This window comes from Leptolyngbya sp. Cla-17 (assembly GCF_016807185.1).
Lineage (GTDB): Bacteria > Cyanobacteriota > Cyanobacteriia > Leptolyngbyales > Leptolyngbyaceae > ULC077BIN1.
Genome location: NZ_JAEVYN010000001.1, coordinates 165,941 through 179,892, shown reverse-complemented (window position 1 = coordinate 179,892; position 13,952 = coordinate 165,941). Strand labels below are relative to the sequence as shown.

At 47.5% G+C, this 13,952-nt stretch carries 15 protein-coding genes; 11 read left to right on the top strand and 4 right to left on the bottom strand.

All coding sequences use genetic code 11. The annotated features are described in order from the left end of the window. Positions 1-190: 190 nt before the first annotated feature. The 3 genes from JOY44_RS00855 to nadB all read left to right on the top strand — a co-directional run bounded on the left by JOY44_RS00855 (position 191) and on the right by nadB (position 5,153). Positions 191-2,476, top strand: coding sequence for a tetratricopeptide repeat protein (locus tag JOY44_RS00855; RefSeq protein ID WP_171571913.1), 2,286 nt, complete (start codon positions 191-193; stop codon positions 2,474-2,476). A 194-nt stretch (positions 2,477-2,670) separates the two neighbouring features. Beyond that, complete coding sequence (gene psbU, locus JOY44_RS00850) at positions 2,671-3,147, top strand: photosystem II complex extrinsic protein PsbU (protein ID WP_171571912.1); 477 nt, start codon at positions 2,671-2,673, stop codon at positions 3,145-3,147. A 278-nt stretch (positions 3,148-3,425) separates the two neighbouring features. Next, the gene (gene nadB, locus JOY44_RS00845) at positions 3,426-5,153 is read left to right on the top strand and encodes an L-aspartate oxidase (RefSeq protein WP_197984861.1); all 1,728 of its coding nucleotides are present in this window, start codon (positions 3,426-3,428) and stop codon (positions 5,151-5,153) included. Positions 5,154-5,162: 9 nt separating this feature from the next. On the opposite strand, the gene JOY44_RS00840 is transcribed toward nadB, so the two are convergent. Further along, entirely contained in the window at positions 5,163-6,158 is a 996-nt protein-coding gene (locus tag JOY44_RS00840; RefSeq protein WP_171571911.1) for an adenylate/guanylate cyclase domain-containing protein, read from the bottom strand. Positions 6,159-6,317: 159 nt separating this feature from the next. Then, on the bottom strand, positions 6,318-7,079 hold the full coding sequence (locus tag JOY44_RS00835) for a DUF3120 domain-containing protein (RefSeq protein ID WP_171571910.1): 762 nt from the start codon (positions 7,077-7,079) through the stop codon (positions 6,318-6,320). 540 nt (positions 7,080-7,619) lie between these two features. On the opposite strand from JOY44_RS00835, the gene JOY44_RS00830 reads away from it, so the two are divergent. The 8 genes from JOY44_RS00830 to JOY44_RS00795 all read left to right on the top strand — a co-directional run bounded on the left by JOY44_RS00830 (position 7,620) and on the right by JOY44_RS00795 (position 12,159). Further along, complete coding sequence (locus tag JOY44_RS00830; RefSeq protein ID WP_171571909.1) at positions 7,620-8,474, top strand: undecaprenyl-diphosphate phosphatase; 855 nt, start codon at positions 7,620-7,622, stop codon at positions 8,472-8,474. A gap of 156 nt (positions 8,475-8,630) precedes the next feature. Beyond that, the gene (locus JOY44_RS00825) at positions 8,631-9,977 is read left to right on the top strand and encodes a TIGR03279 family radical SAM protein (RefSeq protein WP_171571908.1); all 1,347 of its coding nucleotides are present in this window, start codon (positions 8,631-8,633) and stop codon (positions 9,975-9,977) included. 85 nt (positions 9,978-10,062) lie between these two features. Further along, the gene (locus JOY44_RS00820; RefSeq protein ID WP_171571907.1) at positions 10,063-10,356 is read left to right on the top strand and encodes a hypothetical protein; all 294 of its coding nucleotides are present in this window, start codon (positions 10,063-10,065) and stop codon (positions 10,354-10,356) included. Continuing rightward, the gene (locus JOY44_RS00815) at positions 10,328-10,594 is read left to right on the top strand and encodes a tetratricopeptide repeat protein (protein ID WP_203032013.1); all 267 of its coding nucleotides are present in this window, start codon (positions 10,328-10,330) and stop codon (positions 10,592-10,594) included. The genes JOY44_RS00820 and JOY44_RS00815 overlap by 29 nt, the downstream gene beginning before the upstream one ends. Further along, complete coding sequence (locus JOY44_RS32740; protein ID WP_197984860.1) at positions 10,512-10,754, top strand: M48 family metalloprotease; 243 nt, start codon at positions 10,512-10,514, stop codon at positions 10,752-10,754. The genes JOY44_RS00815 and JOY44_RS32740 overlap by 83 nt, the downstream gene beginning before the upstream one ends. 2 nt (positions 10,755-10,756) lie before the next feature. Continuing rightward, on the top strand, positions 10,757-11,242 hold the full coding sequence (locus JOY44_RS00805; RefSeq protein WP_171571905.1) for a helix-turn-helix domain-containing protein: 486 nt from the start codon (positions 10,757-10,759) through the stop codon (positions 11,240-11,242). Positions 11,243-11,269: 27 nt separating this feature from the next. After that, positions 11,270-11,836, top strand: a complete 567-nt coding sequence (locus tag JOY44_RS00800; RefSeq protein ID WP_171571904.1) for an IS630 family transposase — start codon at positions 11,270-11,272, stop codon at positions 11,834-11,836. 26 nt (positions 11,837-11,862) lie between these two features. After that, positions 11,863-12,159 carry a hypothetical protein gene (locus JOY44_RS00795; protein WP_171571903.1) on the top strand — a complete coding sequence of 99 codons (297 nt, stop codon included), beginning with the start codon at positions 11,863-11,865 and terminating at the stop codon, positions 12,157-12,159. A gap of 101 nt (positions 12,160-12,260) precedes the next feature. On the opposite strand, the gene xseB is transcribed toward JOY44_RS00795, so the two are convergent. Both xseB and xseA read right to left on the bottom strand, forming a co-directional pair. Then, positions 12,261-12,548, bottom strand: coding sequence for an exodeoxyribonuclease VII small subunit (gene xseB, locus JOY44_RS32120; RefSeq protein ID WP_171571902.1), 288 nt, complete (start codon positions 12,546-12,548; stop codon positions 12,261-12,263). A gap of 78 nt (positions 12,549-12,626) precedes the next feature. Next, positions 12,627-13,868, bottom strand: coding sequence for an exodeoxyribonuclease VII large subunit (gene xseA / locus JOY44_RS00785; RefSeq protein WP_171571901.1), 1,242 nt, complete (start codon positions 13,866-13,868; stop codon positions 12,627-12,629). Between the last annotated feature and the right edge of the window lie 84 nt (positions 13,869-13,952).

Genomic DNA, 13,952 nt, shown 5'->3' with positions numbered 1-13,952 from the left:
TTCTTCATTCTAGCGATCTTTACAAGATGCTGTTGTATCAATTTTTCACTCTTCCCTCTTTTTTAAACTAACGCCACGATTTCCTGTTCACTTTCCTGAGAACGCAAAAAAGCTTTGAAAGAGGGTGATATGTACTAGGTGCCAGCCAGAGCCTTTTGATTCGGAGGCTCTGGCATTGATTTTTTAAACCATGCAATTTGCCGACTGCCCTACGCCCGCCATTGTAATGAACGCTGCCGCTTATTCTATTTCTGGGGCAAACCAGAAGCTGTATTCACGGCTGAAAACGTCGCTGCAACTAAATTTGCGCCGTCAAATCTTTTTGGCAGTCTGTGATGATCTAGAGCTACGCAGTTATCTCGTTGCCCAGTTGCAAACGGCTCTTAGCTCTCCACGCTTCGTGAGTTTAAATTTAAATCTGAGCGATCCTAACCCAATGGCTCAAGTCTCTCAGTGGCTGTCGCAGCATGGTAACGAGCTTACTAGCCATGCTTTAGGTTTTCAAATTCTTGGGGTAGAGCATCTCACTCGCCAGCCTGCCCCCGTGCAAAAACGATTTTTGACTCATCTGCAAGCGATTGAATACTATTTGCCCGGAATCAACGGCACTATTGTGTTGTGGTTGCCACGTCCTTGGCTACGATCGCTACAACAATCGGCTCCAGCCTTCTGGGATTGGCACACCGCATTATTTGAGTTTGAGGGTGATCCCACGCCGCTCCGCAGCATTAGTCAAGCCCGATTAAACAGCGATCGCGATCGTAATACAGATTCCGCGATCGCCCCATTTCAAAAGCTTTCAGCTAGCCATACGGGTCAGTCCCAGCCCTCTAGATCCTCTAATTTAGCCCCCGTCATTCCCGTTCGGTATCCTGAGGTTTTAACTGAACCCTTCACAGAGGCTGCCCCAGAAGAAGAATCCATTTGGGACAGGCTGACCTACGATTTAGCACATTTAGATGTGGAAGAGCGGCAGCGCAGCAGGGCAGGCGAGGCGATGAACAGACGGGGAGAGGAAAAAGGGGAAAACTCAAAACTCACAATATCTCCCACGAAGCCCCCACGCGTTGGCAAAGATAGTCCGGAGAACTTACAAAGCTCAAAACATCTTCCCTTGCTGCACTCCACATCCCACTTAACTAAGCGGATTATGGCGGCGATTGCCCAAGAACCGACCCTGGCAGAACATCAAACAGCGCTGAGAAACTTGCAGAAAATCGAGCAGTTGTTGGAACATCAAGCTGCCCGAAAAACGATCGCGGCAGCATACCTCAACCTGAGTAGGCTCTACCGCGATCGACTTGAGCAGGGCAATCCATCTCCTGAAACTTTAGATATTGCGATCGCGGTTCATGAAACAACTTTGGAATGGCTGCAAGATAACCCACCTCAATGGATCGATGGGGCAAACGATCTAGGCAATTTATATTGGATGCAGTCTCATAGTCCAGTTACAGCCGATCAACAGCCTGTCAGCTTGCAAAAAGCAATTCAAACCTACACCTCCGCACTCCACAAAATTACGCCTCAAGCTGATCCGGTTACGTATGCCATGATTCAAAACAATTTGGGATCGGCATACGGAGATTTGGCTCACTACCAAGATCCTGCAAACAATTTACTAAAATCGGTTGAAGCCTATGAATTGGCCTTGCGCTATCGCGATTCGCAAGCGGATACTGCTCGCGATGCCGCGACTCAAAACAACTTGGGCACTGCTTGTTGGAATTTAGCTCAGCATCAACAGCCTATTGCCCGTCTAAATCAGGCGATCGCGGCCTATCATGCTGCTCTACAGCACTACACCCCAAATTGTGAGCCAATGCACTATGCCATGATTCAAAATAATCTGGGCACTGCCTACTGGAATTTGGCACAGCATCTTAAATCCAACCCCAATCCAAAGCTTGCTCATTCCACGGTGTCTCCAGCTAGGCTATTGCAATTGGCGATCGCCGCTTATCACACTGCCCTCCACTACCGCACGTTGGAAGCTGTCCCCGCGTCTTTTGCAGCAACCCAAAACAACTTGGGCACCGCTTACTGGAATCTGGCAAATCTGAAAACAACCGCCCATCACGATCGCGGACAGCAGTTACAACAGGCTATCAATGCATATGAAGCCGCGATCTCTGCTGTAGAGGCGCTCTCAGCCCAAACTGAATATTTGCCGGCCCTTACCTTTGATGTGTTTGCTACTTATAACAACTTAGGCTTGTCCTATTACCAACTAGCGATCGATCTACACAGTAGCTTAACCGCTACTCAGCGCCAAACCTTGCTTGAGTCTGCTCTAAATCAACATTTGCAAGCGCTCCAAGGCTGGGAACCCCTCTCCGATTTTTATCAGGCAACCTTAGACTACATCACCCACACTACCCGTGCTTTTCACAGTGAATTTGGCATTCAAGGACAAACCCTAGCACTTTCCAAAATTCCAGCTAATCTTTTGCCAGAGGTCATGAGAAAGCTGTGATCACCAAGCTTCTGTAGGGGCGTTTTGCGAAACCGTCCTAATTTTTATTCAATCTTTCACTTCAAACATCACGTTTTTTGTAGAAGCGGGCGGTTCAGCGTAGAGCAATGATAGATGGTCACCGGGAAATGATAGGCTCTAAGAAACGCCACACATCATAGATTCCGTGGGATGCAATGGGAGGTATGAACTTTATGAAACGACTATTCTGCCTGTTGGTAACCTGCATGGTTAGTTTTTTGAGTTGGTCAGGCTCAAGCCAAACTGCATTGGCTGCTACTCAAAATGCGCCAGCAAGCCAACTTTCGATCGCTCAATTTAGGCTCAACTCTGTAGCCTCAGCACCTAGATTCTTTGCAGCAGCAGAAGTAGAAGAAGCTGAGCTTCGGGATGTTGTTAGCGACAAAATGAGCGAGTTGGGTGCAAAAATTGATTTGAATAATACCAACATGCGGTCATTTCGGCTATATCAAGGGATGTATCCGACTTTGGCAAGCTTGATTGTGAAGAATGCGCCTTACGAAAACGTGGAGGATGTATTAGAGATTGATGGGTTAACCGATCGCCAAAAGGAAGTCTTGCGTGCAAACCTAGATAGTTTCACCGCAACCCCTCAGGAATCAGCACTCGTTGAAGGGGCAGACCGAATCAACAACGGTATCTATCGCTAAATCGCTTTTCCTACCGCTTACCTTAAAGTTGCTCATGTTCAGGCTTAAAACCGACAGAGCAACTTTTTTTGCGCTTAATTTGGCATTGAATAATTTTTGACTCAACCAATGTGCAGAAAAGCCCTAACCAGTAGGATGGAATCACATCATAGAAATCCTCTCATGCTGACTGCGGCTTGAATCCTCATTCCTGTCTCTTTACCCCTTTACTGCCCAACTTTTTTATCAATCATTCTTTGAAACACCATTAGCTTAAAAGTACTTTGTGGAGCGAATCCTTGTCTTCAAGCTTTGCAGCAACGTCTCAACTGCCACCTCTTCAAGCCTTTGATGTACTCATTGTGGGGGCAGGGGCGGCAGGGCTGTACACCTCTCTTTGTTTACCAAAACATTTAAGCATCGGTCTAATTACTAAAGAGCCAATTTCCCTTTCAGCAAGTGATTGGGCACAGGGGGGGATTGCGGCTGTAATTGACCCAAATGATTCTTCGGACCTGCATATCAAAGACACCCTCATCGCTGGGGCAGGGTTATGCGATTATGACGCAGTCAAGTTTTTGGTAGAGCGAGCGCCACAGTGTATTCGGGCGCTTGTAGAAATGGGCGTAGGATTCGATCGTCACCATGGCACTTTAGCGTTAACCCTAGAAGCAGCTCATTCGCGTCGTCGGGTGCTTCATGCCGCCGATACTACGGGGCGTGCCCTAGTGAGCACCTTGGCAGAACAAGTTCTCATCCAAAAAAATATTCAGGTGCTACAAGGCTTTGCGCTTGATCTCTGGATGGATAAGACGACACAGCGCTGCTTGGGGATCGCACTTGTATATGGGACTCAAATAGCTTGGATTCGTGCCGAAGCCGTCATTCTGGCGACTGGCGGTGGCGGACAGGTGTTTGCACAGACGACAAATCCGGAATTAAGTACAGGGGATGGAGTGGCGATCGCCCATCGTGCCGGAGTCGCTCTGCGCGATTTAGAATTTGTTCAGTTTCACCCCACCGCGTTAACTAAATCGGGTGCGCCTCGATTTTTGATTAGCGAAGCGGTTCGGGGGGAAGGTGCCCATTTAGTAGATGATCAAGGGCGGCGTTTTGCCTTTGACTACCATCCTGATGGAGAACTGGCACCACGAGATGTGGTGAGTCGAGCAATTTTTAGCTATCTGCAAGCCACCAAAGTTGATCCTGCGACTGCCCATGTCTGGCTAGATTTGCGTCCTATTCCCGCTGATAAACTTCAGCACCGTTTTCCTAACATCATTCAAGTGTGCAAACGCTGGGGAATTGATGTTTTTAATGAACCGATACCTGTTGCGCCCGCAGCTCACTACTGGATGGGTGGCATTACTACAGATATTGCCAACCGCACCTCCATTTCAGGCTTGTATGCGGTGGGCGAAACCGCTAGCACCGGCGTACAGGGTGCCAATCGCCTCGCTAGTAACTCATTGCTGGAATGTTTAGTATTTGGTGCCCAGTTCAGAGAGATGGAACAGAGAATAGGAGACAGGGAACAGGGCGAAGAGGGACTGAGCACTAGTCAGCAAAACTTTTCCCCTTCGCCTTTCGCTCTACTCTCTACCCCTTCAGAAATTGCGGCTCTAGAACTTTTTCGGCGAGAACTGCCGCGCTTAATGTGGCAGAGTGCTGGAATTTGTCGAAATCAAGACCAGATGAAAGCCGCGATCGCTCAAGTTGAGACTTGGCAACAGGAGTTTGCAGCCCTTCCCATTAGTCGATCGCTACAAGCTCTTAATTTCGGTCTCACACTGGAATTGACCTCACCTGATATTGCGCCTATTTTACGGCTATGGGGAGAAACACGAAACTTGCTAGAAGTCGCTATTTTAATGCTTAAAAGTGCCAACTTCCGCACGGAAAGCCGGGGTGGACATTACCGCTTAGACTATCCACAAACTCAGCCTGCATGGCAAGTTCATACTTTAGTGCAAGCGAATCACTGGTGGACAGAACCTGTTGGAACAGAGTCCAAAACGATGAGCTAAAGAATTGTCTTAAAGAGCTTCTTGTTTTTTGAGAAAGGCTTCAAGATCGGGGAAAGTGCAAGCATAGGCGGTCGCGGGTGCCTCATAGCCATGCATCGTGACCGTATGTTCTGACAACGGCGTGGAGCCATGCCCCAAGGTTGAAATATACTGAAAAGTCGTTTTGCCGACAGAAATATCTTTACCAATTTCCTTGGTCGAAGTTTCTAAACGAAAAGCAGCGTTGACGGTGTCACCTAAAGCAGTGTAATCCGGGCGATCGCCACTGCCAGTGTTTCCTACCATTGCATAACCTGTGTTAATGCCAGCACCGATCCGCAACGGAAACGGTAAGGGATAGTGATTATAAAGATCTGTGGTCATCTTTTGCATCGCGTTGAGCGCCTGCAAAATTTGCAGCATCTCATGGTTATCAACTTCTTGCGCACCATGAATCCAAACTGCCATCACCGCATCGCCAATGTACTTATCAACCCAACTGCCATTTTCACGAATAATTTCTCCCGCATGACGAAACCAGGTCCCAATCATTTCTGAAAGGATCTTTTCATCAAGCTGGCGGGTTAATCCAGTGAAGTTTCGGATGTCCACTACTAAGACTGAAATTAACCGTCGCACGTGCAAGGTTGCCGTTGCAGTAAAATCTTTTTCGCTTCCTGGCTCTGCCTCTTCAAAATGGTTAGAAGATGGACAGTAGAACTCGAGCTCAGTTTGCCCAAAAGTAAGGTGATCACCATTTTTGAGCGTCACGGGAATGCTAACACGACGACCGTTTACAAAAGACCCGTTACGACTACCCAAGTCAATCAAATAAAACTCACCACTTTCCATGTATTGCATCATGGCGTGGTTACGCGAAATCCACCGATCTGGCAACACGAAATTATTGTCATCACTGCGACCCACTGTCCAGCAGTTTGTTCCAGCCAGCGGCAAGCGGCGGTAACCCGAATCGGTACGAAGCAGCAAATGAGGAGTGGGTTGTGTAGTTAACACAGACTGCATTTAAAGAAAAGACTTCCCCTAGGATGCATCCCGACACATTAACGCAGTGCCAGTGTAGCGCCAAAGAGTGGCTTATCACTCTTCATTCCGAGTGTACTCTGACAAGGGGCGAATAGACATCCCCCCGCTTAACTCAGAATTACACTTCACTACTCGTAACTAAGCAATACAAGCCGCTACTAAAAATAGACCGTCTACCAAAATTGTACTTAAAACAGCGCCGCCAAATACCCACCAATGTAGCTTTAAGGAGCGGAGGGGAAAAAGACTAAAAGATAATAGCGAAATAGCTAGTACTAAAGCCCAACCAGTTCCCCAAGGAGTTTGAACTTGAGCGATCGCAGAATGAAAAATTGGACGAGCTAACTCTTCACTCACCTGCATTAGCTTGCGCCAATGGGGAATCAAATCTACTAAATAGAAATAAATATCTGTAATCGCTGTCCCTAAAAGAGAACCTAAATAAAAGAAATGACCCACTTTACCTTGGTTGCGAGAAATGCCCCAAACCGCAAACGGTAAGCCAATTGATTCAATGGGTAAGTGAAAATAAGGCTCCCATCGGAACCAACCCCAATAGAGGGAACCTGCCAACCAAGTCCAAGTAAAACCTAATAACAAATCTCCCCAGACCTGATTTTTGGGCTGAGCCGATAAGCGATTGGACACTGCCCATAACCCCACTGTTGCCAGCAAGCTGATGAGGGGAAGCGATCGCACCAATGGAGCCTGGACAAATACAGGCACCGATACTAACAACACCGCCACTGCAAACAAACGCCAGTGCTGCCCCGTTATCGTGATAACTTTTGTTTCAACCGCTTCAGCAAAAGAGATACTTTCAACTGCACTGTCAACTTTAGGTAAAAAGGTTGATTCAGGCGCATAACTGCTTGTGGAAGGGGGAGGATAGGAGATCAAAGTAGGTTAATAAATAATAAGGTGCCAGTGAAATTTAGTAATATTTCTTATCTAGTTTACGTTATTTAACATAACACAGGAAGCCATTTATCCCCATGGGGGGCATATCTTTCAATTATAGACTGGGAAATGCTTCTATTCTTTCTTCTTAAATCTGCTCTCAGTGAAAGAGGCTAAGCTTCGATGGGGGCGCTCAACCAAATGTAATAAGGACAGTTTGAGGCTCAGTAAAAGTGACAAGCAGCAGGTTTTACGATGCAGCCAATCTCTTAAAGATAAAAAATTCTGTTAGTAGCGGGAACACTACAGATTGGGTCTACCCACTGGATATAGCAAGCCAACTTGTAAGGATATGAACCGAGAGGATTGAAAACGACGAATCTTGCTCGAACGAATGCCATACTAACTACGAAAAAGAGTCTTTGCTGTGGAGTCCATGTCGGCTAGTCAGTAAACGCCTCGATTCGGGTGCCAAAACATTAGCAGCTTAAAATTGACAGCTTTAGTGAAAGCGGAGGACTACTCATCTTGATTTCAACAATGTTGCTGACAGTAGCAGAACCTGCTCAATCACCTGGGTTGGTTGTAGAAGTATTTCAAGCGATCGTGCTGGGTTTGGTGCAAGGCGTTACGGAGTTCTTGCCCATTAGCAGTACGGCTCACCTGCTTGTTTTTACAAAAGTTTTTGGCTGGGATGCGCTGGGACAAAAATACTTCGTGGATGCGATTCAATTTGGTAGCGTGATCGCAGTCGTTATGTATTTTTGGAAAGATATTGTTCAAATTTTGTCGGGCGCATGGACTGCCTATCGGCAAAAAGACTGGCAGAAAGAAGAATGGAAGATTTTAGTTGGAATTGCTGCTGGTACCATTCCTGCCTTGTTATTTGGCTTTCTCTTGAAAGATGTTTTGCCAGACAACATTCTGCTGATTGCTGTCATGTCGATTGTGATGGCGCTGTTGTTAGCATTGGCTGAGAAAATTGGCAGTCGGAAGCGGGATTTTGACTCCCTCACGATTCAGGATGGAATTTTAGTTGGATTAGGGCAAACGATCGCCTTGCTTCCAGGAGCTTCTCGATCTGGCTCAACTTTAACAACTGCAATGTTTTTAGGTTTGCAGCGAGGAACCGCTGCTCGCTTTTCCTTTTTGCTGGGCATTCCTACTCTGACGATCGCCACTTTGTTTCAAGCGCGTAAAGCCTTCAGCAACGTTGACAGCATCATTGCTCTGATGGCAGGGATTCTTTCCACTTTTATTTTTTCCTATCTGTCGATCGCGTGGTTGCTGAAATATCTGCAACGTCAAAGCACCTGGGTCTTTGTTTGGTATCGATTGGCATTTGGGATCACGCTCCTAGCATCCGTTGCGATCGGCTGGCTAAAAAACACGTAAGAATGGAGAAGCGCAGAGTGGTGCGGAGTACGAAGTACGGAGAAGTGTGGAGAAAGATATCAACCCCAAACTCCCAACCCCAAACTCCCAACCCCAAACTCCCAACCCCAAACTCCCAACCCCAAACTCCCAACCCCGAACTATTGATTTCCCCCAATGAGTGAATTGTCGATTCGTCCTGCTTTAATCACTGGTGTTTTGCCCGACTCGATCGCGGCAGAAATTGGGTTTGAAGCTGGCGATCGCTTGGTTTCCATTAATGGTGAGCGTCCTCGTGACCTGATCGACTATCGCTTTCTATGCGCCGATGAAGTGTTGGAATTGGAAGTCCTGGATGTCAGCGGCAAAGCTCACCAGGTTGAAATCGAAAAAGACTACGACGATGATTTGGGCTTAGAATTTGAAACCGCTTTATTTGATGGGCTAATTCAGTGCAACAACCGTTGCCCGTTTTGCTTCATCGACCAACAGCCCCCCGGCAAGCGAGAAACGCTCTACCTTAAAGATGATGATTATCGTCTTAGCTTTCTCTACGGTAGCTACCTCACCCTCACCAACCTGACCCAACGTGAATGGGATCGGATTGAGCAACTTCGCCTCTCGCCTCTATATGTGTCGGTTCACGCCACAGAGCCAGAGGTACGAACTCGGTTGCTGAAAAACCCTCGCGCGGGACAACTGCTGGATTATTTGCGTTGGTTCCAAGAGCGAGAGTTGCAGATTCATGCTCAGGTGGTGCTGTGTCCCGGTGTGAACGATGGGCAGCATCTGACTCAAACCCTGACAGATTTAGCACAGTTTCACCAAACCGATCTGCCTGCGGTTGCTTCGGTTGCTGTGGTGCCCGTTGGCTTGACCCGCTTTCGCCCTGATGATGATGAGCTAATTCCTGTTACACCAGCAAAAGCGCAAGAAGTGATTGATCAAGTTCAAGCGCTGCAAACAACGTTTCGACAGCAGCTTGGCTCTACTTTTGTTTGGCTAGCGGATGAGTGGTTTTTGATTGCAGGGCGAGAACTGCCGCCAGAATCACATTACGAAGACTATCCCCAAATTGGCAATGGCGTTGGTTCGATTCGCCAGTTTCTCAAAGCGTTTCAAAAAGCAGCGAAAAAGTTACCCAAAGCCGTGTCTCCAACCCGTCGCTTTACCTGGATCGTTGGCAATGCTGTGGAGTTGGCGTTTCAGCCGATGTTAAAGCGATTAAATGATGTTAAGGGGCTAGAGGTGCGAATGGTGGCGATCTCTAGCCACTATTGGGGGCAAGAGATTTCCGTGACCGGCTTAATCACCGGGCAAGATATTCTCGGCACGCTTCAGGGACAAGATCTGGGTGATGCTCTTTTGCTTCCTTCTGTCATGTTGAAGCACGACGATCCCCGCTTTCTTGATGATATGACTGTGGATGACCTTGCCATGCAGTTAGGAACAAAAGTAATTGCGATTAGTGGTGTAGAGGGCTTAATTAAAATCTGCATCACCGAATCACTATCTTTTGCATAGGCATAATACAGGTATTTTATGGAAGAACTTATTGGTGTTATTGTTCTACCCTGCTTCCAAGCTCTTTTAGATTTTCTCGTACTCATTGTTTCTCAGCACTAGAGCTATCTTTGGACACGCAGCAAGTCGAGAATTGCAACCGGATGAGATTGAGCAAGGAATCTTTGTACAACCGATTCGGTCAGCCTCTGCACGAGTGGTGGACAAGATTTGTGATGATGCTTACAACATCCACTTTGCAATATTTGAATTACCGTTGGGTCAGCATCAGAAGTTTTGTGTCAACAGAGCCGAATGTGAAGCCCTAAGGAATGGAGATGCAGGAATTCTGACGTACCAGGGAAATCGCTGTGTTCAGTTTCACAAGAGTGAATGGTAACTCCTTAGGCGAGTTGATTCAGTGGAATGAGTGTGGTGAATTCATTCCTGGGCATCTTCGGTTGGCGCAAACTTTAGAAGCTAGCGATCGCCGTCAAGAGGCAATTTCTATCTTGCAGCAAGCATTGACCCAAAATCCCGCTCAGCCAGATTTATGTGGTAAAAAACCGCGATGCTGGAGCTTTGGCGCTTCCGGGCGGCAAGGTGTTCATCAGTGCAGGTGCGATCGCCAATGCTAACTCTGCAGCATCTCTGGCAAACGTTCTAGCTCGCCAAATCGGACATGCATCCCTCTCTCACCCAATGAAATTGGTCAATCGCACGAATTCTACTAATACCAAATTAAATTGGAGTAGTTACAGATCAGATAAACTGAGGAATGTAGAGGTGAGAGTCTAATCATGGCTGGTGTCAGCGCAATCGTAATTAAAGAAAGTCTCGAGGAGTTAGGCACCCGCTTGCGAACGGTTGAACAGCCGATAGTTAAAGAACGATTGCAAGTGTTGTACTGGCTCAAACGAGCGCAAGCACCGAGCATCAGCCAGATCGCGGTTGCAATTGGCAGGCATCGAGGCACGGTGCAAAAGTGGTTAGCGCTGTATCGAGCACAAGGATTAGAGGCATTGCTGGTGGTCAAGCCAACGCCAGGAGGAGGCAACCGGATGATTCCAATGTGGGCAGAAGTTGCCTTAGCAAAGCGATTGCAGGAACCGGACAATGGGTTTGACAGCTATGGGGAGGTGCAGCAGTGGCTCTTGGAGAGTTTAGGAATAGAAGCCCAGTATCATGCGGTCTACCAGATGACCCGTTATCGGCTCAAAGCCAAGCTAAAAGTGGCTCGTCCCCAACAACCTCAAGCAGAACCGAGCACAACGAGAGGCATTTAAGCAAACCTTGCAGACGACCTCGATTTGTTGAGCCAATACGCTCGGCAAGTGCGCCAGGATAAACGACCTATTCGCTATTTTGCTGGGGATGAGAGCCGCTTTGGGCTGCATACCATTATCGGGCGTTTGATTACAGCCTTTGGAGTGAAACCCATTGGCTCATGGCAACGGGTGTTCAAAGCATTCTGGCTCTATGGCGCTGTGGAACCTGCCACCGGAGAATCCTTTTTCTGGCAGTTCTCCCATGTCGATACCGAGTGCTACCAATGCTTCTTGGATGAGTTCTCCAAGGCTTACCCCGATAGTCTCAATATCCTGCAAGTGGATAACGGACGGTTCCACAAAGGCAAAGCGTTGATTGTGCCACAGAACATTATCCTGGTGTTCCAACCGCCTTACTGTCCGGAGTTAAATCCAATTGAGAGGCTATGGGAATATCTCAAGGCGGATCTCAAGTGGGTTTCGTTCAAAACGCTTGACCAACTGCAATCCAGAGTAGATCAACTCTTATCCCAGTTAACCCCTCAAGTGATTGCTTCTCTCACGGGCTACCCCTTTATCCTCAATGCACTATCTGTCATTGAAACCATTTAAATTGGTATAATACGCTGACTCGGCTCTTGCCAACCCTTAGCAATCTGGTGGCACCCAAACTGGGCTTCAGTAATGGATTGGTCGGTAACGTAATGACTGGATTGTTGAGCAACGTCATTAGTAAAGCGGTTCAACCCAACTACACGGCTCAAATGAACCGCCAAGCTGATGAAGTAGGCACTCGCTTGCTAACCACTGTAGGTTATAGCCAAAGTAGCTTGATGAACGTCAGCAGTAGCACTCGCCATGCTCAAATTCGTGCCAAGGTGCAACAACTGATTGGCAGCAACTCCAGCTCATCTTGGTGGAGTTCAGGAAGATAGGGCGTAGGGCAGGCGGCGAGAGGGGCTGGAGATAACGATAGGAGGCAGGATCTAGTACAAAGATTGAACTTTGCCACTCCTTAACCCTTTACTCTTCGCCTTTAAAACTGTGGCTGATCGCTCAGGGTTTCAATTAACAGGTCAACTTGTTGCTGGCGATCGCTCAAAAAGGTTTCGCAGAGCCGTAGATCTTCAACGGCTTCTGAAAATTGATCCAATACATCGGCAAGATCTAACTCTCCCGATTCAATTTGAGCGATCGCGGCTTCAATTTTTTTCACCGTTGCCTCATAGCGCCATCCATCCTGGAGACGAACAGATGGTTGCTCGCTATTGTCAGGTTTTAAGTAGTTGGTGTCTGCTCCAGTGGAATTAGTTAAGTTGCTCACAGGATTACTCTTACAAAGAAGCTATTGCGGTAATTTAGCCTTATGGGATCGCAAACATTTTAGGATTGCGGAGAATTATTAGGATGAAGCATCTAAGATTTCTTTTACAGTGACGGTTGCCTGCCCCTCAGATAGCTGAATAAGAAGATCTTGACCCAATGATAATGTGGCGGTTGATCGCACAATGTCACTGTTTGTCGATCGCACCATTGCATAGCCTCGCTTCAAAACCGCTTGTGGGTCAAGTGTATTCAATTTTTGCTGCAATAACTGGGTATGCTGGGTCGCCTGTTGCAACCGATCCCCGTTGCTTTGAATTAGCCGCTGTCGCATCCACCCTAATGCTTGAACTTCATAGTTCAATCTATGATCTAGCTTGAGTTTCTGTAGTCGAGTCCGCACCCGTTGCAAGCGATCGCGAGTCACTTCCAGCCGATGCTGGAGGGCATCACTGAGAGTCAATGCCCGTTCTTGATGCTCGGCATACAAGTCTACCAATTGAGGAACTGCTTGCTCAGCCGCAGCGGTTGGTGTGTGAGCGCAACAATCTGCCACCAAATCTGCCAGCGACTCATCCCGCTGATGTCCAATCCCCGTAATAATAGGAATAGGGGACTCAGCGATCGCTCTTACAACCCGCTCATCATTAAAGCACGCCATATCTTCAGTTGCTCCGCCTCCGCGTGATAGAATTAGTACATCCGCTCTATTATCCACGATCACTCGATGAATTGCTTTCGCGATCGAATCGGGAGCCTGATCCCCTTGAACTAATGCTGGAGAAAACAACACATGTAAACCTGGGTACCGTTGCCGTAAAGTCCGTTGAATGTCTCCCCACGCTGCTGCCTGAGGCGAGGTGACTACTGCTACGACTTTAGGATGGGTGGGTAATACCTGCTTATGCACTGAATCGAACAAGCCCTCTGCTTCTAAACGGCTCCGTAACTGCTTATAGCGCAGTGCCCGCAGCCCCTCGCCGGCTGGCAACACTTGCCACACAATAAGTTGATATTGCCCTCGCTGGGGGTGAATCTGAATCCGTCCTAAAATAATAAATTGTTCTCCTTGAGTTGGCAGAATCGTTAGGCGATCGATCTGGTTATTCCAAACCACACAGCTAATCGCTGCTTTATCAGCAGGATCTTGCAGTGTAAAAAACAATCCACTTCGGTATTGAGTCGCACTAGAGACCTCTCCTGTCACCCAAACCTGCCGAAGCTCAGTATCTTGCTCAAGTAGCGCTTGAATGTAGGTAGTCAATCCAGTAACAGACAACGCTGTATCAGGAACTAATAGATCAGAAAGATAGGAGGTCATAGTCTGCGCTGGAAAAATGAATAATTGCAGTCGGTCAAAGTAGGAATTGCTGAAAAATGCACCCTATTTCCTCTAAGTCAACCG

Bases quoted from the DNA above. Each gene is read 5' to 3' on its own strand.
- JOY44_RS00855 (WP_171571913.1), top strand. From the start codon at position 191: ATGCAATTTGCCGACTGCCCTACGCCCGCCATTGTAATGAACGCTGCC.
- psbU (WP_171571912.1), top strand. From the start codon at position 2,671: ATGAAACGACTATTCTGCCTGTTGGTAACCTGCATGGTTAGTTTTTTG.
- JOY44_RS00840 (WP_171571911.1), bottom strand. From the start codon at position 6,158: ATGCAGTCTGTGTTAACTACACAACCCACTCCTCATTTGCTGCTTCGT.
- JOY44_RS00830 (WP_171571909.1), top strand. From the start codon at position 7,620: ATGTTGCTGACAGTAGCAGAACCTGCTCAATCACCTGGGTTGGTTGTA.
- JOY44_RS00825 (WP_171571908.1), top strand. From the start codon at position 8,631: ATGAGTGAATTGTCGATTCGTCCTGCTTTAATCACTGGTGTTTTGCCC.
- JOY44_RS00805 (WP_171571905.1), top strand. From the start codon at position 10,757: ATGGCTGGTGTCAGCGCAATCGTAATTAAAGAAAGTCTCGAGGAGTTA.
- xseA (WP_171571901.1), bottom strand. From the start codon at position 13,868: ATGACCTCCTATCTTTCTGATCTATTAGTTCCTGATACAGCGTTGTCT.